The 22,471-nt window shown below is 61.0% G+C and carries 22 protein-coding genes and 3 pseudogenes; 8 read left to right on the top strand and 17 right to left on the bottom strand.

Annotated elements, in window-relative coordinates; translation table 11 throughout:
* Positions 1–3 precede the first annotated feature (3 nt).
* From doeB to ehuA, 5 genes are all read left to right on the top strand, one after another.
* Entirely contained in the window at positions 4–1,017 is a 1,014-nt protein-coding gene (doeB, locus tag FHT93_RS32355; protein WP_183851182.1) for a N(2)-acetyl-L-2,4-diaminobutanoate deacetylase DoeB, read from the top strand.
* Positions 1,018–1,078: 61 nt separating this feature from the next.
* The gene (gene ehuB, locus FHT93_RS32350; RefSeq protein ID WP_112542097.1) at positions 1,079–1,930 is read left to right on the top strand and encodes an ectoine/hydroxyectoine ABC transporter substrate-binding protein EhuB; all 852 of its coding nucleotides are present in this window, start codon (positions 1,079–1,081) and stop codon (positions 1,928–1,930) included.
* 60 nt (positions 1,931–1,990) lie between these two features.
* The gene (gene ehuC / locus FHT93_RS32345) at positions 1,991–2,656 is read left to right on the top strand and encodes an ectoine/hydroxyectoine ABC transporter permease subunit EhuC (protein ID WP_112542096.1); all 666 of its coding nucleotides are present in this window, start codon (positions 1,991–1,993) and stop codon (positions 2,654–2,656) included.
* Between the two features lie 11 nt (positions 2,657–2,667).
* Positions 2,668–3,357, top strand: a complete 690-nt coding sequence (gene ehuD / locus FHT93_RS32340) for an ectoine/hydroxyectoine ABC transporter permease subunit EhuD (protein WP_183851181.1) — start codon at positions 2,668–2,670, stop codon at positions 3,355–3,357.
* Complete coding sequence (gene ehuA, locus FHT93_RS32335) at positions 3,354–4,133, top strand: ectoine/hydroxyectoine ABC transporter ATP-binding protein EhuA (protein WP_183851180.1); 780 nt, start codon at positions 3,354–3,356, stop codon at positions 4,131–4,133. Before ehuD ends, ehuA begins: the two co-directional genes overlap by 4 nt.
* Positions 4,134–4,360: 227 nt before the next feature.
* On the opposite strand, the gene FHT93_RS32330 is transcribed toward ehuA, so the two are convergent.
* The 14 genes and pseudogenes from FHT93_RS32330 to FHT93_RS32265 all read right to left on the bottom strand — a co-directional run.
* Positions 4,361–4,852, bottom strand: coding sequence for a GNAT family N-acetyltransferase (locus FHT93_RS32330; protein WP_183851272.1), 492 nt, complete (start codon positions 4,850–4,852; stop codon positions 4,361–4,363).
* A 228-nt stretch (positions 4,853–5,080) separates the two neighbouring features.
* Positions 5,081–5,380, bottom strand: a complete 300-nt coding sequence (locus tag FHT93_RS32325; protein ID WP_183851179.1) for a DUF982 domain-containing protein — start codon at positions 5,378–5,380, stop codon at positions 5,081–5,083.
* Between the two features lie 157 nt (positions 5,381–5,537).
* A complete protein-coding gene (locus FHT93_RS32320; RefSeq protein ID WP_183851178.1) occupies positions 5,538–6,203 on the bottom strand; it encodes a nitroreductase in 666 nt (221 codons plus the stop codon).
* Between the two features lie 361 nt (positions 6,204–6,564).
* A complete protein-coding gene (locus tag FHT93_RS32315) occupies positions 6,565–7,551 on the bottom strand; it encodes a phosphodiester glycosidase family protein (protein WP_183851177.1) in 987 nt (328 codons plus the stop codon).
* A gap of 203 nt (positions 7,552–7,754) precedes the next feature.
* Positions 7,755–9,116 carry a Tad domain-containing protein gene (locus FHT93_RS32310; RefSeq protein WP_162729967.1) on the bottom strand — a complete coding sequence of 454 codons (1,362 nt, stop codon included), beginning with the start codon at positions 9,114–9,116 and terminating at the stop codon, positions 7,755–7,757.
* A 35-nt stretch (positions 9,117–9,151) separates the two neighbouring features.
* The gene (locus tag FHT93_RS32305) at positions 9,152–9,745 is read right to left on the bottom strand and encodes a TadE/TadG family type IV pilus assembly protein (RefSeq protein WP_183851176.1); all 594 of its coding nucleotides are present in this window, start codon (positions 9,743–9,745) and stop codon (positions 9,152–9,154) included.
* On the bottom strand, positions 9,732–10,298 hold the full coding sequence (locus tag FHT93_RS32300) for a TadE family protein (protein WP_246715536.1): 567 nt from the start codon (positions 10,296–10,298) through the stop codon (positions 9,732–9,734). The genes FHT93_RS32305 and FHT93_RS32300 overlap by 14 nt, the downstream gene beginning before the upstream one ends.
* Before the next feature lie 584 nt (positions 10,299–10,882).
* Positions 10,883–11,621: pseudogene (locus FHT93_RS32295) on the bottom strand (glycerophosphodiester phosphodiesterase family protein).
* Between the two features lie 32 nt (positions 11,622–11,653).
* Positions 11,654–12,532, bottom strand: a complete 879-nt coding sequence (locus tag FHT93_RS32290) for an ABC transporter permease (RefSeq protein ID WP_113206401.1) — start codon at positions 12,530–12,532, stop codon at positions 11,654–11,656.
* Positions 12,533–12,541: 9 nt separating this feature from the next.
* The gene (locus FHT93_RS32285; protein ID WP_183851175.1) at positions 12,542–13,471 is read right to left on the bottom strand and encodes an ABC transporter permease; all 930 of its coding nucleotides are present in this window, start codon (positions 13,469–13,471) and stop codon (positions 12,542–12,544) included.
* A gap of 11 nt (positions 13,472–13,482) precedes the next feature.
* Positions 13,483–14,466: an ABC transporter ATP-binding protein gene (locus tag FHT93_RS32280; RefSeq protein ID WP_183851174.1), complete on the bottom strand. Its 984-nt coding sequence runs from the start codon at positions 14,464–14,466 to the stop codon at positions 13,483–13,485.
* The gene (locus tag FHT93_RS32275) at positions 14,463–15,479 is read right to left on the bottom strand and encodes an ABC transporter ATP-binding protein (protein ID WP_113148043.1); all 1,017 of its coding nucleotides are present in this window, start codon (positions 15,477–15,479) and stop codon (positions 14,463–14,465) included. Before FHT93_RS32275 ends, FHT93_RS32280 begins: the two co-directional genes overlap by 4 nt.
* An 82-nt stretch (positions 15,480–15,561) precedes the next feature.
* A pseudogene (locus FHT93_RS32270) lies at positions 15,562–17,106 on the bottom strand (ABC transporter substrate-binding protein); the annotation flags it as partial.
* 40 nt (positions 17,107–17,146) lie between these two features.
* Positions 17,147–17,419 (bottom strand): annotated as a pseudogene (locus FHT93_RS32265) (HAD family hydrolase); the annotation flags it as partial.
* Positions 17,420–17,503: 84 nt separating this feature from the next.
* Here FHT93_RS32265 and FHT93_RS32260 point away from each other — a divergent pair.
* A complete protein-coding gene (locus FHT93_RS32260; protein ID WP_183851173.1) occupies positions 17,504–18,442 on the top strand; it encodes a sugar-binding transcriptional regulator in 939 nt (312 codons plus the stop codon).
* Positions 18,443–18,521: 79 nt separating this feature from the next.
* On the opposite strand, the gene FHT93_RS32255 is transcribed toward FHT93_RS32260, so the two are convergent.
* On the bottom strand, positions 18,522–18,989 hold the full coding sequence (locus FHT93_RS32255; RefSeq protein WP_112969642.1) for an MEKHLA domain-containing protein: 468 nt from the start codon (positions 18,987–18,989) through the stop codon (positions 18,522–18,524).
* Positions 18,990–19,086: 97 nt separating this feature from the next.
* Positions 19,087–19,887: a GNAT family N-acetyltransferase gene (locus FHT93_RS32250; protein WP_018115378.1), complete on the bottom strand. Its 801-nt coding sequence runs from the start codon at positions 19,885–19,887 to the stop codon at positions 19,087–19,089.
* Positions 19,888–20,337: 450 nt separating this feature from the next.
* Here FHT93_RS32250 and FHT93_RS32245 point away from each other — a divergent pair, with 450 nt between their 5' ends.
* Together FHT93_RS32245 and FHT93_RS32240 are read left to right on the top strand one after the other, a co-directional pair.
* A complete protein-coding gene (locus tag FHT93_RS32245) occupies positions 20,338–20,580 on the top strand; it encodes a DUF982 domain-containing protein (RefSeq protein WP_112969640.1) in 243 nt (80 codons plus the stop codon).
* Between the two features lie 56 nt (positions 20,581–20,636).
* Positions 20,637–20,873 (top strand): hypothetical protein, encoded by a 237-nt coding sequence (locus tag FHT93_RS32240; RefSeq protein ID WP_183851172.1) that lies wholly within the window; start codon positions 20,637–20,639, stop codon positions 20,871–20,873.
* Positions 20,874–20,900: 27 nt separating this feature from the next.
* On the opposite strand, the gene FHT93_RS32235 is transcribed toward FHT93_RS32240, so the two are convergent.
* Entirely contained in the window at positions 20,901–22,352 is a 1,452-nt protein-coding gene (locus FHT93_RS32235; RefSeq protein WP_183851171.1) for an aldehyde dehydrogenase, read from the bottom strand.
* Positions 22,353–22,471 lie beyond the last annotated feature (119 nt).

The following is a 22,471-nucleotide window of genomic DNA, read 5'->3' as shown; positions in this document are numbered from 1 at the left end:
GGGATGCTGACCGGCACGCCTCGTCCCTCGCCAATCGCCCCTTCCGTCGATTTCGACGCGAAGGACGTGCAGCACGGGCATTTGCGCCTACCCTACAGCCGCGATGACAGCGCCTGGGGTTCGATCATGATCCCGGTCTGCGTCATCGCCAATGGCGAAGGCCCGACCGCTCTACTGACCGGCGCCAATCATGGCGACGAATACGAAGGACCAGCCGCCCTCTTCGAGTTGGCGCAATCGCTCGATCCTTCGGAGGTCAACGGACGCATCATCATAGTCCCGGCGCTCAATTACCCGGCGTTCCGGGCCGGTACACGCACATCGCCGATCGATCGCGGAAATCTGAACCGCAGCTTTCCAGGTCGCCCGGATGGTAGCGTGACGGAGAAGATCGCGGATTATATGACGCGCCATCTGATACCGCTCGCCGACGTCGTCCTCGACTTCCATTCCGGCGGCAGGACGCTCGATTTCCTGCCCTATGCCGCAGCCCACGAGCTGCCCGACAAGGCGCAGGAGGCGCGCTGTTTCGATGCCGTTGCGGCGTTCGCTGCCCCCTATTCAATGAGGATGCTGGAGATCGATGCGGTCGGCATGCTGGATACGACCGTCGAGGAAATGGGAAAGACCTTTGTCACCACCGAGCTTGGCGGGGCCGGCACGGCAAGTGCGCGCACGATCGAGATCGCGCGGAAGGGCACCATCAATCTCCTGCGCCATGCCGGAATCCTGACGGGCGCGCCCGACGCTCGGCCGACCCGCTGGCTGGATATGCCGTCGGCCGACTGCTTCACCTTTGCCGAGGACGACGGACTTATCGCCTTTGCCCTTGATCTGGGCGAGCCGGTCAAAAGGAACGAAATCGTCGCCCGTGTGTATTCCGTCGGGAAGACAGGCGTTGCGCCAATCGAATACCGCGCCGCCATGGACGGCGTGCTCGCGGCCCGCCATGTGCCCGGCCTGATCAAGGCCGGCGACTGCCTTTCCGTCATCGCAACGATCACGGAGAAAACCTGACCAGACGAAAGACGTGAGATCCGAAAACGGACCACAAAACCTTAACCAGAGGAGAATTCGAATGCGCATCTCAAAAACCATTTGCCTTTCCGCGCTTGCGCTCGGCATCGGCGTCACATCGGCCAGCGCACTGACCGTCGAAGAGGCCAAGAAGCAGGGATTTATCCGGGCCGCCACAGCCAACGAGGTCCCCTATTCCTATATGCAGCCGGACGGCACCTCTGCCGGCATCGGACCCGACGTTGCCAATGCCGTCCTGAAATCCATGGGCATCGAGGAAATCAACTGGACGGTGACACCTTTCGGCACGCTCATCCCGGGCCTTAAGGCGCGTCGCTTCGATTTTGCCGCCGCAGAGCAGAACATTTCCCCCGAGCGTTGCAAGCAGGTCGCCTTTACGGAACCCAACTCGTCCTACGGCGAGGGACTGCTGGTCAAAAAGGGCAATCCGAAGGGTCTGACAACCTATGCCGACATCGCCAAAGACCCGTCCTTGAAAGTTGCGGTGGTTTCGGGTGCAAACAATGTCGACTTCCTGCGCGCCGTCGGCGTCAAGGACGACCAGATCGTCTTCATTCCGGCGAATGCCGATGCGATCCCAACTGTACAGAGCCGCGTCGATGCCTATGCGGCCACCGAGCTGACGGTCTCCGCGCTCGCCAAGGATCAAGCCAATGTCGAGCAGGTCGCGCCGTTCAAGGACCCGATCGTCAAGGACGCGCCGGTCCGCAATTATGGCGGCTTTGCTTTCCGTCCGGAAGACAAGGAATTGCGCGACGCGTTCAACACTGCACTTGTCGCGTTCCGAAAGACGGACGACTACAAGAAGATCCTCATGAAGTACGGTCTATCGGAACAGAGCATTGCGGCAGCAGCTGAGAAGAACGTCGCCGATCTCTGCGCCGGGAAGTAACGACAAAGGCGCCCGGTCCCGGACTGGGCGCCACCTGCTTTCATTCGGAGAGAATGCCAGATGAGCTGGACAGCCTATCTTCCCATGATTTGGCACGGCGCTATTGTGACGATGACGATCACCGTGGCAGCGATCGTCTGTGGCGCGCTGCTCGCTTTCGTCTTCGGCATCCTGCGTGTCGAGGGAGGACCGGTCCTGTCGGCCGTCGCGCTGTGTTACACGGAAGTATTTCGTGGGACGTCACTGTTCGTTCAGCTGTTCTGGTTCTATTACGCGCTGCCATTGGTCGGCCTGAGTTTCGATCCGATCACCACCGGCATCCTGGTATTGGCCGCCCATGTCGGCGGCTATGGCGCCGAAATCGTCCGCGGGGCGCTCCTGTCGGTCTCCGTGCAGCAGCTGGAAGCCGCCCGGGCCTTGAACTTCAACCGCGTCCAGACCCTCTTTCGCATTTCGCTGCCGCAGGCCGTCGTCGAAATGATGCCGGCCTTCGGCAACCTCGCCATCGAAACGCTGAAGCTGTCCTCGCTGGTGTCATTGATCTCGATTGCCGATCTTACCTTCGCAGCCCAATCCATCCGCAACATCACGCTGGACAGCGCCAGCATCTATTCGGTCACGCTCGTGTGCTACTTCGCCATGTCGCTTGTCCTGATGGCAGCCGTTCGCGTGATCGAGCACTTCGTACGACGCGGCGATGTCTTTCCCCGCGGCGGCCATTCGTAAGGATAGCAACGATGTATGGTTACGAGTGGGACACAACAACCTGGGTCACTTATACGACCTCGATCTTGCCGATCATCCTGATTGGGTTGACGGTCACATTGAAGGCGGCCGCTGCCGGCTTCGGGATCGCGCTGGTGCTTGGCCTGGTGTTCGCACTGCTGCGTCGCAGCCGCGTCATCGCGATCTCCTGGACAACCGCGCTCATCGTCGAGTTCCTGCGCGACACGCCGCTTCTGGTGCAGCTGTTCTTTCTCTACTACGTGCTGCCCGATTTCGGTATCGTGCTGCCCGCGTTCCTCACCGGCGCACTGGCGCTCGGTCTGCAATATGCGGCCTATACGTCAGAAGTCTATCGCGGCGGCATCGAAGCCATACCGCGCGGGCAGTGGGAAGCAGCAACCGCGCTCAACCTGTCGCGCATGCAGACGTATCGCGATGTCGTCATTCCGCAGACTGTTCCGCGCATCGTGCCGGCCATGGGCAACTATCTCGTCGCCATGATCAAGGAAACGCCGGTTCTTTCCGTCGTGACCGTTCTCGAAATGATGGGGCTTGCCAACATGATTGGCGAGCGCACGTTCGAATACCTTGTGCCGCTGACCCTTGTCGGCGTGATCTTCCTTCTCCTGACGCTGATCTGCTCGGCCGGCCTCCACCGCCTGCAGAGAGCTCTTCCCAAAGCAGGAATACCCTTGCGATGACCGATACCTCCGAGCAACCCATTATCGAATTTCGCGACGTCACCAAGCGTTTCGGTATTCTAACCGTACTCGACAACTTCAATTTTAGTGTTGCGAAAGGCGAAAAGGTCACCCTGATCGGACCATCCGGCTCCGGTAAATCCACGGTTTTGCGCATCCTGATGACGCTCGAGCCGTTCCAGGAGGGCACGCTGACCCTGGCCGGCACGTCCTACCACGAGGCGAGCGGCAAAGGTCCTTTCCAAGCCTCGGAAAAGCACCTGCGCCAGATCCGCAATCACGTCGGCATGGTCTTTCAGAGCTTCAATCTCTTTCCTCATATGACGGTCCTTCGTAACGTTGTCGAAGCGCCCGTACGGGTACTGGGAATGGCGCGAGCGGAAGCGGAAGCACGTGCGATTGAACTGCTGCAGATGGTGGGGCTGGCCGATAAGAAGGACCACTATCCGGTACAGCTTTCCGGCGGGCAACAGCAGCGCGTGGCGATTGCCCGTGCGCTTGCCATGCGTCCACGCGTTCTGCTTTTCGATGAGCCGACCTCGGCGCTCGATCCACAACTGGTCGGCGAAGTGCTGTCCGTCATCCGCGGACTGGCACATGAACATGATCTGACCATGCTGCTCGTCACCCATGAAATGCGCTTTGCCCGAGAAGTATCGGATCGCGTCTGTTTCTTCGACAAGGGTCGCATTTGCGAACAGGGCGCGCCGGACAAGATATTCGGTTCGCCGCAAGCGGAGAGGACACGCGAATTTCTGTCATCCGTCCTTGGCTGATCAGAAAATCGAGCGGCCGGATATGTAAGCGGAAGGCCGCAACAAAGCGACGGAACGAGCGCCGCCCGCTTCACTCCTCAGCAATTGTTTTTGAGCGCCGGATCAGGCGGCCTGTCCCCTCCGCAAGCCGCCGACATCGGCTTGACGGTGTCGCACAGGGTTGGAGCGTCTGCCAATCCCGCCGCCGTCACGAGGGAGAGGACAATGCCACTCCCTCATCGACGTCGTCACAAAGTGGCGACCGCCCAGCAGATAAGCGGACCGTCTTCGGGGTCGCTCCTTCGCCCCGTAGGTGAAAAGCCGTTGCGCTCCAGCACGCGCTGGGAGGCAACGTTGGCGACGGCCGTTTCTGCAGACACGCTTTTGACTTGAGGGTCGCTGCGCGCCCAGTCCAGCAGTTCCGCGACGGCTGCGGTCGCTATCCCCCGGCCTTCACGCGAGGGCGCGACGCCGTAACCGATATGCAGTTCGCCATTTTCCGGAGCTCTGATGATCGAGCAGAGGCCGACGACCTCGTCGCCATCGACGATCATCCAGGCAGATGGAGTGAAATCGGCCGCGATGGCGCGGTTCAGATCGGAGAGCATGCACAGGACCTCCCGTGGTGCGATGGCGCTATCCTGCAGGAGACGAAGGCCCGACGGCACAACGCCATCGGCGAGCGCATCGAAGGCGCTCGATGTAAGGGAAATGATCATGAGTTTCTCAGCTTTGGAGATGACGCCTTTCGAAGGCGATCATTGGCCGAGACGCGCTTGAGCTTCAGCCTTGGGCTAGGCAGCAGGCTGAAATCTCCGGCGACACGGCCGGCGAATTGCAGGTGAGGCGGGCGGCAAGCATAGGCATCTCCAAGAGTTGAACATCGGTACCAGCGGCACGCTGCTCATGCAAGCCTGCTGCGGCAACCTGGTTTATCGCGGATGCCGTCGCCGACTCGGGGGCTTTTGTCATCGTTTGCCGGCCTTCTTATCTTTCATGTCATCCGGCAGGACATGCATTCTCGATGCATGTGCTGCCGCCACGAAGGCTTGGCGTGCAATTTCCGGATCGAGATAGAGCTGCATGGCGTCCATCGAGGTCGCGAGCGCACGGTGGAATGCGGCGGGATCGTTTTCGAGATGCGGCCACTTTTCGCTCAGCAGAAAAGCGGCGAGATCCTCAACGCTATGGGCCTGACGATATTTCGCCGCGCCGTCGATCTCGACGTGAAGCGGGCGGATCAGTGTCGAGCTGTGAAGATTGTCCATGACGCAGTACCTCTCGATGTCTCGACCGATTCACATGGGACGGGAATCAAATGAGTCGAGTCGCAGGTCGCAGAATCAGCGCCTTGGCGCCGCTGGCTCATTCCCAATTGAGCCTTGATCATTTTCCCCGTTTCTGGCTCGGCGCTGCACCTTTGGACTAATCCCCCACAAACGTGACGGTTTCGGCGAGTGGAACTCGACCCGTCCGAGGATAGCTAACGGTGGGGTCTTCGTATCCGATCGACATGCCGCAGTAGAGGATCAGCCTGTCCGGGGGCGATAGGATCTCCGCGACAGACTCGCGAACCTGCGACCACGCCATCTGCGGGCAACTGTGCAGGCCTTCGGCGCGGAGCAGCAGCATGACTGTCTGAAGATACATGCCGACGTCGGCCCATTGAGGTCGCCCTAGGTCGCGGTCGATGTAGCAGAACAGGGCGGCGGGTGCGCCGAAACAGTTCCAATTGGCAATGGCTGCGCGCTGGCGCGCCTCCCAGTCTTCACGTGCGATGCCGAGCGCGCTGTAGCGTTCTCGTCCGAAAGCTGACCGGCGATCCGCATACGGGGACTTCAGCGAAGACGGGTACATCTCGTACTGTCGCTCGTCCCACGGATCGCCATGGGCGACGCGCTCGACAGCGGACGTCTTGAGCTCGACCAGCGGCGCGCCAGTAATGACGTAAGTGTTCCACGGCTGGATGTTCGATCCGGATGGCGCCCAAGAAGCCGCGTCGAGCACGCGCTCCAGTATCTCCCTCGATACAGGCTCGTCTTTGAACCCTCGCACAGACCGGCGGCTTGTCACTGCCTCATACACATCCATGACGTTTTCCTCCGTGCTGCCGGCATTCACGTCGCTCAAATGCCGCGGGGTCTAATTGCGCGCCTCCCGGACCAACAGACAACCCAAACTTAGTGTCTATATCCTTCGCACGCGCGGCTTTTGCCGCTCTTGGAAAGTACCCGCAGGACGCAATAGGGTAGGGACGAAGAAGGCTGCGCGAAATCGCACCAGCCTTCCTCGACTCCGCCTACCGGCGGCTCACTTATCTGCCGCGTCGAATGCGACCTCGCCGCCTCATCGAAACATGACTTCGGCGTCCTTCGCGGGGCATGCCGTTGCAATGAGCGGATACGAATGAGCGCCCCCACGTGCAGCGGAATCCAGGTTGCAGGTTACAGTCCTAACCGTCTGTACGTCGTTCAACTGTCAGCACCATAGGCATCGCCCAACTTGCACTGCCAAGAGGCCACCGCAGCAGCCGCACTTCGTCGACTTCGACCTGCGCCTCCCATCGCGCATAGAACTTTCGCTGAAATCCCGTCAAACGCACGCTCTGGCAAGCGATCGGGCCACCGTCGAAATTCAGAGCAACCTTTAGGTTCAACGGCGAGTCCTTCAGGAAATCGGCAAGGCCGGTGAGCGAGAAGAAGGCCTCCTTTGTCGTGCCGATGATCACGCGCCCATCGTTGTCCTTGGCGACAAAAGTCCGGTTGGCAAGCCACCGGCTTTTGACTGGCACATGCGTCTGACCGCCGGCGCCGAGCAACAGGGGATAGGATACCATTGCGTTGGTCGCCCCTTGAAAAGCCGTTTGCCATGATTGTGCAGACAGACCCTTGATATCCGCAAAGCCTTCGCCGGAGACGAAGGCTCCTGCCTTGGCGTCATAGTCCGCCGGTCCCATTGGCACGCCGTCGCTGAGGATCGGCGTGTCAGGCTCGCCCTTGTGATCGTAGTAGCTGCCGTTAACGATCAGCACCGCCTGTGGGACCGCCTTCTCCCATTCGTCGATCCCCCGGTCGCCGGCAGACGCATTCCTCGCCACGAACCGATACAGCATGGGATCGATCCGATTGAGCAGGATGGTATCGATTTCGTGGCCGCCGACCATGACGGGAAGTTCCGCCACCTCGAAGCCCTTCTCGACTTCGCGCCAAATGACTTGACCGGCTGTTGCGACCGGCTCGGGATTGGTCAGAGACAGCTGCATGGCGGGAGACAAGCGCGGATCGTTGGCTTTAACGCTGATCCAGTAGGTCCCGCCCCTTCGCAAAATCACATTGAAGCCGTAAGCGCCGGACCGATCCCATAACCACGCGGAACCTCCCATCACGACGATCGAAACAGCAGCGATGACCGCAATGAAGATCCTGGCTCTCAACGACATACGGGTCCCTTGGCCTCAAAAACCATTGTTAGCTGCTCGGCAAAGCTGCTTCAGCGATGGAACTGCTGTTTCAAGAAAGCTTTTTGGTGGCAAATTCAACTAAAGCGCGGCCCGGCGTGCGATCTCGTTTTTGTCCTCAGCCGCCCGAGATACTCCCAATAGCCGAAGCGCCCCGCTGAAGGCACGAAAATCGAGCCAGCGTCTCACCTGCTAACCCTGAGATTCGATAGTGAGTTGCCAATCTGCTTGAAGGCGGATTGCAACGCTGCGGTGCTAGGCGAGTTGAAGTAAAATGCGTTCTGGCTCGCGCAACCACGCAGGAGATTCTGCGTACTGGTGCCGGGATTGTTGAACGCGATCGTGTAGACGATAACGCCGGCATTCTTCATGGCCGTGCAAACCTTGCTCAGTCGATTGTTGAGTTCGGTCACTGCAGTGCTGGAATTGCTGGTTCCGAGATTTTTGTCGGCAAGCCAGCCATAGGCGCTGTAGACCTGCTCTGACATCGTGTTTGCACCGTCGGTCATGATCACCGCCGCCTTGCTCATATGCGGCGTGTAATAGTCCAGCGGAAGCTTGTATGTCGTCATGTCGCCACCCCAAAGACCGCGCCACTTGGGTGAGAGCATCCGCCATCCCCAGACGGCTCCGAAGTTGACGTGCGTATTGCCGACCGCCTTCATGGCGTTAATCGCGGAAACGACCTTCGCCTTTTCGGGTGTCAGCCGCGTGACTTCGGCCGGGCAGTTCTTGTTCGGACCGTTCGTTTCATCGAGCGTCGCGTCATAAGTCTTCTTGCCCTTGCTGTTGACGCTGATCCAGTCGTTGCCATCGCTGTCTTCCCAGTAGTAGGGCACAATTGGATTGGTGGACGGCACTGTGTCCGAGACATCGTCCACGGTTGCGCTCTGCGCCTCGACACATCCACCCCACGAGGTTGTTCCCCAGTCGAGCGCGGCGAGCGATCCCGCCTGCAGCCAATCCGTGTGCGCCTTTCCGACATTGACCGTCTGCGAGAAAGGAACGATTCCGACATAGAGGTTTTCGGCAATGGGCTTGTCGCCATAGAGAATGTCGACGAGCGTATTGGCAGCACTCTTGAGGCTGGTAATACCTGAGCCGGCCATCGAGCCGGTGTTGTCCAGCACCAGCGCCAGTTCAAGGCCACTCGTCGAACGCTCGATCACGCTCTCTGCGCTGGTGCTGATCGTCTGGATACCGAGAATCTTCATGAGCGATGCCGGTGCGCTGGCGCTCGCCTTTACGGTCAGTGTCTTGTTGTCGCTCGAGATCGTCCAGGTGAGACTGTCGAGCGTCGCGCCGATCTGCCCGTCTCCGAAGTTAGCCACCGTGAACTTGCGGAGTTGGACATCGATCGTCGCGGTGTCGAGCTTGGCAACGGTAGACAGCGCTCCCGCGTCGATCGAACGCTGCAGCGTCGAATGCAAGAGCATCAGCCGGGCGGCATCGATGCCGAAGCCGGTAGCACCGATCAGTACGAGACTGACGATGCCAACGAATGGCAATACCGCGCCATCTCTGTCCCGGCAAAAACCCGTGATCATGGATCCCAATCCCATTGGATCAATCTTTCTTGCAGCTAGCATCCGGGCGCGCTTGTGAGGCTACCGAGACGGGGACGGAAAACCGCTGTCTCATAGAGTTGCGGTTCGATGGAGATGAAGTTCGAGAATATCGGCGTATGCCGGTAAAAAACCTCGGCGACGATAACGTTGTCGGTAGCGTCTAGCGTGAGGTTACCGGGCAGCGTCGCCGCCTTGTTCACGATGCCGATCTTGCTCGTGCTCGGAAGTGCGCCGCCCTTGCATTGCCAGGCCACGATAGAAGTGGCTCCCCCCGTACGCGATACCGAGGACAGGATCACATAACCGTTCTTGCCGAAGTCGTCGGTTCCCATGATCTCGGACGTGACCGTGAATATCGATGCAACGTCGGAGGCGGTCAGAGTCTCGTAGCGGGAAACCGCGTCGGCGACCGTGGACGCCATCTGCGAGGCCTGGAAATGAGATCGCGCATAAAGGGCGATTTCGCCCCCGCCGCAAAAGAGCAGCAGCAACACAGGCATTATGATGGCCATCTCGATTCCGGCAACGCCGTTGTCATCGTGCACAAGGCGACGGATGAGGAGAACCCACTCTCTGGCCGCACGGCATACGATCTCAATAGGGCTCATTCTGGACCACCGCTGTTGCCGTCAGTTCAACGGTGCCGTTGTTGCCGATGAGCCGATTGAGAAAAGGTGTGTGGAACGACCAGGGATAGGTCACCGTGTAGATAACGACCTGTGCCGTGCCACCATAGCCGCTGGCGCCCTGGTCCTTGTCATAGACGCCGTTACCGTTGACGTCCGTAAAGTTCTCGCCGTTGTCTCTGACACCATTGCCATTCTTATCGATAAAAGGCTCCGGCTTTTTCAGAGCGTCAAAGCTCTTATAGGAGAGGCTCGTGATAACGAGCTTGTCGGCATCCATTATGACGCCAGCTTCAGATCTGATTTTCTGCTTCACGGTCGCGTCCTGAGTGGACTTTTCCGAGATGAAGCCCGTCCTGCCTGTTCTTGCAGCGTCATAAGTCGCGTTCTTCAAAAGGATGTCGGCGGCAAACGCGATTCCCGTCTCGATAATGGCGAACATGATGAAGATCAGGATGGGGGCAATGATCGCGAATTCAACGGCAGTGGCGCCCTCTTCAGACGCACGAAATCGTCCGATCGCGAGACCTCTCAAAACACACCTCATCCACCGAATTATTCAACCTGAGGAAGCAGTATCGCCGGAATGTTCACAACGTTCTAAAAGAAACGATCACATTTTATGCAACCAAGGCTTAGCACTATAAAACTGCGTTTCCCGGATAGGCTTTGCTGAACCGATAGGGGAAACTGACCGATGTTTGACGAGGGTGTCGCTGGGTGCCGGCCTCACCGCATACCCGAAAAACGTAGGCCGATGACGAAGTCGTTTTGCAAATGCCGCCAGCCATGAATGCTTCGCTGCGACTGATGCCACAAACAGGGGCTGGAGCAACAGGGAATCCTGCTCCTACCCTAGCTCCTTGACCTAAATCCGTTGGGTTCGCATTGATGATATCTTGGCCAGACTGCGAGCAGCCTGGCTTGATGATAGAGCCTAAGTGAATGATGTCATCGGTGGCACTGCTTTCGATATGAGGACGAAAGCTGGCCGTCGACCATTTCACATGATGTCCAAGCCGACCCGCAAAAAGCACAGCGCCATGACCGTGTCATTGATCCAGTGGCACAGGCTTAGTGGGCCGTTCCCCCGCTAGGGCGAAGAAGCAAAGCCATAGCTCACGGAGCGATGCCGGCACGCAGTTTCAGCGCCAGATCCGGGCTGTCCGAGGTCAAGCTGCCGATGCCGCGTTCCAGCCAGTGGTGGATGCCGGGCTCGTCGTTGAGGGTCCAGACGCAGAGCCGTTCCATCGGCAGCCGGCTGCGGATCAGGTCCCATTCCGCTTCCATCAGCCCGTGATGGATGGCGATGATCTCCACCAGTTCGTCCACGCGGTCGATGAAGGCGGCAAGCCCGCCCTGCTTTCCAGACGGCATTGACGGAAACGAGGCGCGAAACATCAGCCGCATGCAGGCGGCAATCCTCCAGCACCGACGTATCGAAGGAGGTCAGGTAGGAACGTTCGCCGACGCCGAAGCGCGAAAGCTCGGCTGCGACGCGTGCGGCGATATCAGGATAGGGCGTGCCGGTCTCGTCGATCTTGATCTCGACATGCAGGTCAATGCCCTTGTTTGCGGCAAGCACGCCGAGCACGTCGGCGAGCGTCGGGATCGCCTCGTCCGTACCTTTCAGCAGGGTCGCCTTGCGGGCCTCCACCGACAGGTCCTGCACCGGGCCAGCGCCTTCGGCAGTGCGCTCCAGTGTGGCGTCGTGGATGACGACGAGCTCGCCCGATCGCGTCAGGTGCACGTCGAATTCGATGGCGTCGACGCCCAGCGTGATCGCGTTGCGGAAACCAGTGAGCGAGTTTTCGGGCCAGAGGTTGCGGGCGCCGCGATGGCCGGTGATGAGCGTCATGGAAATTCCTTCAGTATATTGATTTCACAGCACTAGCGGATCGTCGGGTCGAGCTTGTCGCGCAACCAGTCGCCGACGAGCGAGATCGAAAGCGTCGTCAGCATGATCACGGCGGCGGGCGCCAGCATGATCCAGGGCGCTCGCGTCAGATATTCGCGTCCGAAGCCCACCATGTTACCGAGGCTGGTTTCGGGCGGCTGCACGCCGAGGCCGAGGAAGGAGAGCCCGCTTTCCATCAGGATGATTTCCGGGAATGTGAGGGTCATGGAAACGATCAGCGTCGAGGCAACGTTCGGCAGGATATGATGCAGGTAGACGCGCGAAGGCGTGGCACCGAGCTGCACCACAGCCGCCGCATAGCCCTGGGCGCCGGCGGAGATCGCAAGGCCGCGGGCGATGCGCGCATAACGTTCCCAGCCGTAGAAACCCATGAGGCAGACGAGCAGCAGCATGGAGGAACCGAAAAAGGCCAGCACTGCCAGCGACATAATGAGGAAGGGAAGAGCGGCCTGGAAATCGGCGAGCATCAGGACCAGATGCTCCACGAACCCGCGGAACCGCGCCGCGAGGAACCCGAGCAGTGTGCCGAAGAGCGCCGAGAGGATCGTCGCGCCGAAGGCGATGACGAGCGACACCCGGATCGACTGGATGAGGCGCGAAAGTACGTCGCGGCCGAGTTCGTCGGTGCCGAGCAGATGCTTGAGCCCGCCCGGCGCCGAAAGCCGGCTGCCGAGATCCATGGCGGTGATGTTGAACGGGCGGATATAGTCGGCGAGCACGGCGGTCAGGACCATTGCCGCAAGCCACAGCAGACCGAAGGCCACCGACAGCGGGACGTTGCGGCGCAGGAAGGAGATGAGCCGGTTGGGCTTTCCGGAAGCCGGCGTTGCGGCGAGATCGACAGTAGCCATCGGTTTCTCCTAATGTCCGGCCGCATGCGAGCGAAGGCGCGGATCGAGCCAGCCGTAGAGCAGGTCGACGACGAGGTTCGATACGACCATGGCGACGGCGATGATCAGCAGGATGCATTGCACGACCGCGAGATCGCGATTGGTGACCGAGACTACCAGCAGGCGGCCGATGCCGGGCCAGGAAAAGATCGATTCCACCACGACTGCACCCGCAATCAGCGAACCGACCATGAAGCCGACGATTGTGACGATCGGCACTGCCGCATTGGGCAATGCATGGTTCCAGACCACGTCGCGCCATGTCAGCCCCTTGGCCGAGGCGGTGCGGATATAGGGCTGGCCCATCACCTCGATCATGGCGCTGCGCGAAAAGCGGGCGAGGATGCCGATGCCGCCAATGCTCATCGTCAGCGTCGGCAATATGCCGTGCATCCAGGTATCCTGCCCGCCCGAGGGCAGCCAGCCAAGGATGACCGAGAAGATCAGCACGAGCAGCAGACCCATGACGAAGGAGGGAATGGTAAAGCCAAGGACGGCAAGCAGGATCACGCCACGGTCGGAAAAACTCTGCCGGTGCAGCGCCGCATAGACGCCGGAGGGAATGCCGAAGATGAGCTTGAGGATGAGCGCCGGGATGGTCAATTGCAGCGTCGCCGGCACGCGTTCCAGCACGAGGTTCAGTGCGGACGCCTTGTCGCGCATCGAGACGCCGAAATCGCCGGTAAAGATCGACTTGATATAGGCGAGATATTGAATCCACAGCGGCTGGTCGAGGCCCCATGCCTTGCGGAAGGCATCGACCGCCTCCTTCGGCACATCAGGCCCGAGCATGACAGTTGCGGGATCGCCCGACATGCGCAGCACGACGAAGGCGAAGGTGACGACCGCCATGATGGTCAGGAGAGCACGGAACAGGCGCACGAGAATGAAACGGATCATGGAACCCTCCCCTATGCCGCGACCGGCGTGGTTTCGCCTGCCACGACATGGCAGGCCGCGGTGCGGCCCCCGCCGATATCTTTGAGTTCCGGCACGACGGAACGGCAGATCTCCCGCGCCAGCGGACAGCGTGGGTGGAAGGCGCAGCCGGAGGGGCGGCTCGCCGGGTTCGGCGGCTCGCCCTGCAGGACGACACGGCCTTCGAGCGGCTTGCCGGGAATGGGCACGCTGGATACCAGCGCCTTCGTATAGGGATGCTGCGGGGCGCGGAAGATAACGTCGGAAGAAGCCTCCTCGACGATGCGGCCGAGATACATGACCGCGACACGGTCGGCGATGTTGCGCACCACCTTCAGGTCGTGGCTGATGAAGACCATGGCGATGCCGTTTTTCTCTTGCAGATCGCGCATCATGTTGACGACCTGCGCCTGGATGGAGACATCGAGCGCCGACACCGGCTCATCGCAGACGAGCAGCTTCGGCCGCGACGCGAGCGCCCGGGCGATCACGGCGCGCTGGCGCTGGCCGCCCGATAGCTCGTGAGGATAACGATCGGCCTGGTCCGGGCGCAGGCCGACGGCCCTCATCAGTTCCGTCACCCGGTCAGTCTGGTGCTCTTTGGGAATGAGCTTGTGGATATCGAGCGGCTCGGCGATCTGCCTGGCAATCGTCACGCGGCGGTCGAGTGCGGCGAGCGGGTCCTGGAACACGAGCTGCATCTTCGCGCGCAGTGCCCGCCATTCCGCGGAGTTTCGCACCGGCATCGGCTGCTCCTGAAAGCGCACGCTTCCTTGCTGCGCATCATCGATGCCGAGCAGCATACGACCGAGCGTCGATTTGCCGGAGCCGGATTCGCCGACGATGCCGAGCGTTTCGCCCGGCACGACCGAGAGCGAAACGCCGTCTACGGCGCGCACCGGCGCCGGCCGGCCGAACAGCCCGTGACGGATCTGATAGATGCGGACGAGATCATGGGCTTCGATGAGCGGCGTCATTGCAGCAGGCCTTCGGCGATACGGGACGACCGGGTCTCGACGGCAGCCGCGACAGGCACCGGCCGTACGCAGGCGAGCTTGCGGCCGCCATCGAGCGAAACGAGCGGCGGCTGCTCGCTGCGACAGGCCTCGACGGCGCGCGGACACCGCGGCGAGAAGGAACAGCCCTCCGGCAGATGTTTCGGATTGGGAACGGTTCCGGGAATGGGGATCAGCCGTTCGCGGCCGCCGTCGAGGCGCGGAATGGCATCGAACAGGCCGCGCGTATAGGGGTGGCGCGGCTCGGAGAAGAGCTGTTCGACACTGCCCTCCTCCACGATGCGTCCGGCGTACATGACGCAGACGCGCTCGCAGACCTGGCTGACGGCGCCGAGATCATGGCTGATGAAAACGGTCGCCATGCCGGTTTCGGCACGCAGACGGATCAAGAGATCGAGGATCTGCGCCTGGATCGTCGCATCGAGTGCGGTGGTCGGTTCATCGGCAATCAGAAGGTCGGGCTGGCCGGCCAGCGCCATCGCAATCATCAGGCGCTGGCACTGGCCGCCGGAAAATTCATGCGGATAGAGATCGAAACGGCGGCGCGAATCGGGAATGCCGACCATATCGATCAGCCGCAGCGCCTCGGCCTTTGCCGCCTCGCCGCGCAGGCCGCGATGGACCGACAGCGCCTCGGAAATCTGCCGCCCGATGCGCAGCACTGGATTGAGCGAGCTGGACGGGTCCTGAAAGATCATGGCGATGCGGCTGCCGCGCACGCTTTCCAGCACCGTGCGCGATCCGCCGATGAGTTCGCGACCTTCGATTTGCACCGAGCCGGAAACGCGGGCCTTGCCGGGCAGCAGGCCGAGGGCCGCGAGCCACGTGACCGACTTGCCGCAGCCGGATTCGCCGACGAGGCCGAGCGCCTCGCCTTTGCCGACATCGAGATCGATGCCGTGGAGAACCTGCACGCCGTCGAAGGCGACCGTCAGGTCACGCAGTTCCACGAGATTGGAGCCGGTCGCGCCCATCTTTCATCCCCGCTTTTCGCTTGCACCAAAAAGAGGATCTCCGGCAGCGCTTCAGCCGCCGGAGACCGGAGTGACGGACCGATCAGATCGACCAGTTTGCGGCGCGGAAGTCCATGGCGAAGGCCGGAGCGGCCTTCCACTTCAGCGAGGACTTCATGCCGGTGAAGACGGCATTCTGGTGCAGGACCTGATAGACCGGGTCTTCGCGCTCGCAGATTTCCAGTATTCGGGCGATGGCCTTCTTGCGCTGTGCACGGTCGGTGGAGGTTTCCATGACGACGGAGAGCTTGTTCATCTCCTCGTTCGTCCACTCCTTCTTCTGCTGGGCGTCGCCATTCGGGCCGAACTGCACGACTATCGGCGTGATCGGATCGTTGATCGTGTTGGAGGCCGACCAGTCACGCACGCCCTTGACGCTTGCCGTATCGTGGATCTGTGCCCAGTTTTCCTTCATCTCGATCTCGACGTTGAGGCCGACCTGCTTCCACATCTCGACCATGATCTGGCCGTTGGCCGTCTGGTTCGTGTAGTAGTTGTTGAGCAGGCGGTAGGGGATTGCATCGCCCTTGTAGTTGGCCTGCTTCAGGAGGTCCTTGGCGAGATTGGGATCGTAAGCCGGGGGCGCCCAGCCTTCGATGAACATGTCACCGGTACGGAAGGATTCGAACTGCAGGCCGGCCGGGATGACCGTCTTGCCGGCCCAAAGCGCATCGACGATCGCCTGGCGGTCGATGGCATGGGTCATGGCGCGACGAACCAGAGGGTTGGCGAGGATCTCATTCTGGGTGTTGAAGACGGAAACGCGGTGGTTCCAGATCGTCGAGTTCTGGATCTCGTAACCAGGAGCGGCCTGAACGGCAGCGACCTGGTCCGGCGGCAGGTCGCAGGCGAAGTCGTATTCGCCGGACAGCAGGCCGTTGACACGCGAGGCGACCTCAGGAACTTCCACGAAGCGGATCTGCTCGAGCGGCGGGCGGCCGCCCCAATATTCGTCGAAGGCGACAAGCGTCAGCGAAACGTCCGGCTTGTACTCGGCGACCATGTAGGGGCCGGTCGTGATCGGTTTGCGCGACCATTCGGTGAAGCTTGCGGCTTCATCCCAGGCGCGGCGGTTGGTGATCTGGCTGCCGGCGGAATAGAGGCGGCCTTCCAGCGTCACGTCGGGCGTGGCGTTGTGCAGGCGCACGGTGTACTTGTCGACGATCTCGATACCGGCGAGCGCCGGCCACAGGCGACGTCCGACGCCGGGAACGGTTGCGGGCAGTTCCTTGGCGGTCGCAGGCTTGTGGTCGGCTTCGAAAATGGTCTTGCCGCCGGCCGGTTCCGTGTTGCCGAACACGCGCTCCTTGGAGAAGGAGAAGGCGACATCCTCGGCGGTCATTTCGTCGCCGTTGTGGAACTTGACGCCCTGGCGCAGCTTCAGTTCGAGCGTCTTGTCGTCGATACGCTTCCATTCGGTCGCAAGACCTGGAACCGGGCCCTGGTTGCCCATCCAGTCGCGCAGGATCAGGCCTTCCCAGAGGTTCGGGAAGAAGATGCGCTCGCCGACGTTCGACTGCTCGTGATAGACGTCGAGCGAATTGTTGTTGGTGATCTTCTGCACCGCGATGGTGATGACTGTTGGACGCGACGCATTTGCGCTGCCTCACATTCCGCACCAGCTCTTCGATGCCGGCCATCGGCCGCAGCGAACGGGAAAATTCCGCGTAGAGCGCGCTTTTTGCATCGGCGAAGACATGAGCCGGATCGGCAAGGCCGAGTTCCTCGCGACAGAGGCGGCCGGCCGCCTCGCCCGAAAGACCGGTGAAGCGACGGTGGACTTCGGCGTGGCTCAAGGGAACGCCGGCCCGCTGCAGAGCCTGTGCCAGCGCGCCGCTCGCCAGCGGCTCGCTGTCGATCAGTACGCCGTCGCAATCGAAGATCAGAAGTTCTATCGTCATGCAGACGGCATTACGTTACATATGTTACACCAGTGTGAAATATGTAACGTCGGGGCATGTAGGGTACATTTGGGATGGGGATTGATGGAATCGCATGAACTGAAAATCCGGGCGGCCTGGCTCTATCACGTCGAGGGGCTGACGCAGGCGCAGATCGCCGAGCGCATGTACCTCACCCGTCGCCGGGTAAACGAGTTCCTGGCCGCAGCCCTTGAGGAAGGCATCGTCAGGGTGAGCTTCACCTCGCCGCTTGCCGCCGGCATGGAGCTGGAATCGCGTCTGCAGGAACGTTTTGGCCTGGAGGCGGCAGTCGTCGTGCCCACCCCTGCCGATCCGCAGCTTCTGCACCAGGCGCTCGGCCGCGGCGCGGCTGCCTATCTCGACCGGCTGATCCAGGCCCGCAAGCCCCGCTCCATCGGGGTCGGCTGGGGCGCGACGCTGCGCGAGACCATTACTCACATGACGCCGGCAAGCCAGCCCGGGATCGAGCTGCGCTCGATGATGGGCGGCCTGACGCGCGGCTCGGAGATCAACACGTTCGAGGTCGTGCGCGCCTTCGCGCAGGTTCTGAAGGCCCAATGCCACTATTTCGCGGCGCCGATCTATGCCGAGAGCCCGCAATCGCGCGAGGCGATCATCACGCAATCGGTCTTCGAGCGCATCTTCCGCCAGACCTGCGAAGTGGATATTTCCTACCTGAGCGTCGGCGACGTGACCAGGCAATCCCTGCAGGTGCGCTACGGCCTGCCGGCAGGAACCGACGTCGGTGACCTCATCGCCGTCGGCGCCGTCGGCGACCTGCTCGGCCGCTATATCGATGCCGAGGGCCGCCCAGTCCCCCACCCGCTGAACGCACAGGTGCTGGCCCCCGACCTCGCCGACTACCGCAAGATCCCCTGCCGCATCGTCGCCTCGGGCGGTCCGCACAAACACGCCATCCTCAGCGCCACCGTACGCGCCGGACTCGCAACCGCGCTGATCACGGATGAGGAGAGCGCAGGGGCGTTGCTGGCGGACGGATGAGCTGAGGTGCCGTGCCTGCGTCTATGGGAGGCGACCGACAGAAGTGCCTCCACGTACCAGGGCGATACAAGACGGCGGTTTAGGAGGGCGGCACCTCGGCCCACTGCGAGAAGGTCGCTGCCTGACCGAAATCCTGTCCGTCTGCGGTGCGAAGCTGCCAGACTATTCCATCTTCCATCCAGAACCGGCTCCCCGACTTTGTGACCCGCAAGCCCCGATAGCCCGTCATAAATCCGTTGCGTGCCACCGCATCGAGCAACGCCTGGCGCTCCGACCGCTCGCTTGGGCCAGCGGATAAACGCGACTGCAGCTTCACGAACTCACTCCAGCAGTACCCGAACCGCCTCTGTGCTGCACCATTGGCATAGACGAAGACCGGATCGGGCGCAGTATTATGGGCAAGAACCACAAACGGGGCATCGCCGTAGAGCCATTCAGGCCCTCGATCCCTGGGGAGAAGGTCTCGTCCGAGAAGGCGCCTGAAGCTTCCAGTGAGAAGCTCAAAGAATTCGGGATCGTTCGGGTTCAGTTCGCCGTTCAACTGCATCTCGTTTCCTTCTCAAGTCCGGCCGCTTCACGGGGCTTGTTCCGATCTAGTCACGGGATATGGCACCGGTGCGGCAATCAGCATCTGCGGGAAGGACTTAATTCGGCAGGAGATAATTCTTGCGAATATAGGATGGCTTGAAGCCTGCCTTCGTCAGGTTTCCGAATGATATGTTCGGTTGTCCTTCTTCCGGTTTGGCTGTTTCCACCGCAAACAGCGAGACACCCTGAGCAAGGCCCTCGTTCAATCGCGCATTGATCAGCGCTTTTTGCGCACCGAGATTCCGATATTCGGCAAGCGTCGTTCCGACTCCCAGCCAGGCACATCCGTCCTCAACGAACATCGCCCCGGTCCCAATCGGCGTGCCGTCCAGTTCCGCAATGAAGCAGGCCCAGCCTTTCTTGGCGACCAGGGATGACCACAGTGGTTCAAGCGCCGTCGGAAAAGCAAAGCCTGCGCACATCAGCCTGCCGACAATCGGCGCGTCCTCGATACCGGCGAGCCGTGCCCGCACAGGCCCTTCGACGGGAAGCGGGGTGGATGGTGCAGGCCGCGTGAGTTTTGCCCAGGCGCCATCTTCGACCAGCTTCTGCTCCAGGATCCAGTCACGCAATTCGTTGGAGGCGGAGGTTTCGCTGATCTGAACATGCCGCCTGCCCGTTCTGGTCTTCATCCATTCGAATGCGACATTGAGTTCGTCTCTGCTATTCAAAGCAAGAATGCGATTGAGTCCAACAGCAGGAGCTGTAGGCAGCGAAATGGCGCAGCCTTGGGCCACCGGCAGGCAGGTAAACTCGACGCTGTCTTTAAAAGGTTGGGGCGTGACCCTCGCAAGATCAATAAAAGCCTTGGCCTCGATGACCTCTTCCCAGGCAATTCTGCCGCTTGAAATGCTCAATTTACTTCCTCTTTTTCATCGACCCGTCGCCAAGAACTGCTGCGTATTTGCCCCGGACCGATCCTCCCGGTCCTTTCGAGAGCAGGATCGCGGGTGTTCAAATAACCTGTATCGCATTCACTGATAAAGTATGCATCCGATCAAGAAAGATAAGGCTGGGATTTAGAAGTCCAGAGGGCTGTTCAATTGCGCCGCAAAACGTGCGGTGCGCAGTCACAACGCACAACCCTCAGAAATGGCTAGACATGAGAGGATCCAGTGGGAACTGCCATCCCCTGCGGGACAAGGTGGGCTAATAGCAGGCGATGGCGGGCGTCCAGAAATTCGGGACGGCCGAGAGCTGCCGTTTGCACACCTGCGGTAAAGCCGCGATTAACCAACCGATCTTCAGCGCGGGAACAAATTCCCGTTCGCGACGTTGTGGGGCTCGCGACAGGAGGAGGAAAAACGATGCCAAATACCCAATGGAGCGAGCCGGTCGAGATCCAGTTCGACAACGCCGGATCCCGGACCGTCAGAGGCCCGTTCGATGCGCTCATCTATCTCCATGACATGTGGCCGCGACGCACGGGAGCGAAATTCGTGAAGGCAAGCAACGCCTGCAAGGGTGCCGTCGAAGGGCGCATCAGCGTGGAAACCGCAAGGGACGATTTTCTCGCCGCCGCAGCAGAAGCGAAGCTCAGCACACATTAAGCCCAGGAGGCGCGCACATATGCGCGCCCACCTTTATTTCCGAGGAGAAGAGCTGCATGCGCGCCTTGCTGGTATCGTTGTTGACGTTGGCCGTAGCCGCCATTTCGACAGGCCCGGTCAATTCTGCCGACATGATTCAAAGTTATGAACGACCCCATGTCGCCAAGCATCGACCGAAGCCGATCGTTCGTGCGCGCTATGTGCAGCGTCGATGTCTCGATTGCACGGACATGATCGTGGAATACCGCTATATTCCACGCACGAATTTCGTGACCGTCTGCCATCGCCTGTAAGGCGTGCCCGACTACAAAGTCCTGGCATCAGATTGGATAATGCCCCGGCTGCGATGCCACGGTAAGCCACCGCAGGTCGGTGAATTCGTTGATGCCGGCCTTACCGCCGAAGCGGCCATATCCGGAGGCCTTCACGCCGCCGAACGGCATCTGTGCCTCATCATGAACGGTCGGACCGTTCACATGGCAGATGCCGCTTTCGATCCGTCTTGCGACCCCCATCGCGCGGGTGGCATCCCGACCGAAGACTGCGGCAGACAGGCCATACTCCGTATCATTGGCAACACGGACCGCCTCATCGACACCACGCACGCGCACCATGCAGGCGACCGGACCGAAGCTCTCCTCGCCATAGATCCGCATCGACGGCGTCACGTGGTCGAGTACCGTCGCATCCATCAGGGTTCCGACTGCACGGCCACCTGCCAACAGGCGTGCCCCCTTGGAAACCGCGTCCTCGATCAGGCCGTTGACGCGTTCCACCGCATCAAGACCGATCATCGAGCCGAGCGGCGAATTGCTTTGGCGCGGATCGCCGGCGACGAGCGTCGAGGCCTTGCGGGCGAACATATCGGCGAACTCGTCGGCAACCGTCTCGTCGACGACGATCCTCTCGGTCGACATGCAGATCTGACCCTGGTTCATGAAGGCGCCGAAGGCCGCGGCCTTCACCGCCTCGCCAATATCGGCGTCATCAAGCACCAGGAAGGGGGCCTTGCCGCCGAGTTCCAACAGCACGGGTTTCAGATGGCGCGCGGAAACCTCTGCAATCACCCTTCCAACGCGGGTCGAACCGGTGAAATTGACGCGGCGTACCGCCGGATGGGCGATCATCTTTTCGACAACGGTCGCGGCATCGGCAGGAGCATTGGTCACGACATTGACGACACCGTCACCAAGACCTGCTTCCTGCAATGTCTCGCCGAGCAGGTGATGTGTCCTGGGGCAAAGCTCGGACGCCTTGAGGATAACGGTGTTGCCGCAGGCAAGCGGCAGGGCGACTGCACGCACGCCGAGGATGACAGGAGCATTCCAGGGAGCGATACCGAGGACGACGCCGGCTGGCTGCCGCACGGCCATTGCCATCAGGCCCGGCTTGTCCGACGGGATGACCTCGCCACTGATCTGGGTGCACATGGCGGCGGCTTCACGCAGCATGTTGGCGGCGAGATAGACATTGAAGCCTGCCCAGGCAGCAGTCGAGCCGGTTTCCTCGGCCATCGCGGCGATGAATTCGCCCGTGCGGGAATCCAGGAGGTCGGCAGCCTTTGAAAGGCGCTTGCGCCGTTCAGTCGGAGCGAGCGCCGACCAGGCCGGAAAGGCTGCAGCTGCTGCAACGACGGCCGCATGCGCATCGTCCAGCGTTGCCGCAGCGGCCGTGGTTGCCACCTGACCGGTAATCGGGTTCAGCCGTTCGAAAGTCACGCCATTCGAAGCCGGCATGGTGCGGCCACCAATGAGAAACATCAGGTCTACCATCTCGTTCCCTTTCCCATATGCGCCTGCTGTCCCTCCCACGGGATGGCGCGATGATGTTTGCTGGTTTCCGGCATATGCCGGGCTCATTCAAATCCGGCGCTTACGCCCGGCAATCGACG

Source organism: Rhizobium sp. BK379 (assembly GCF_014193955.1).
Taxonomy (GTDB): Bacteria; Pseudomonadota; Alphaproteobacteria; order Rhizobiales; family Rhizobiaceae; genus Rhizobium.
This window is presented reverse-complemented; position numbering and strand designations above follow the sequence as displayed.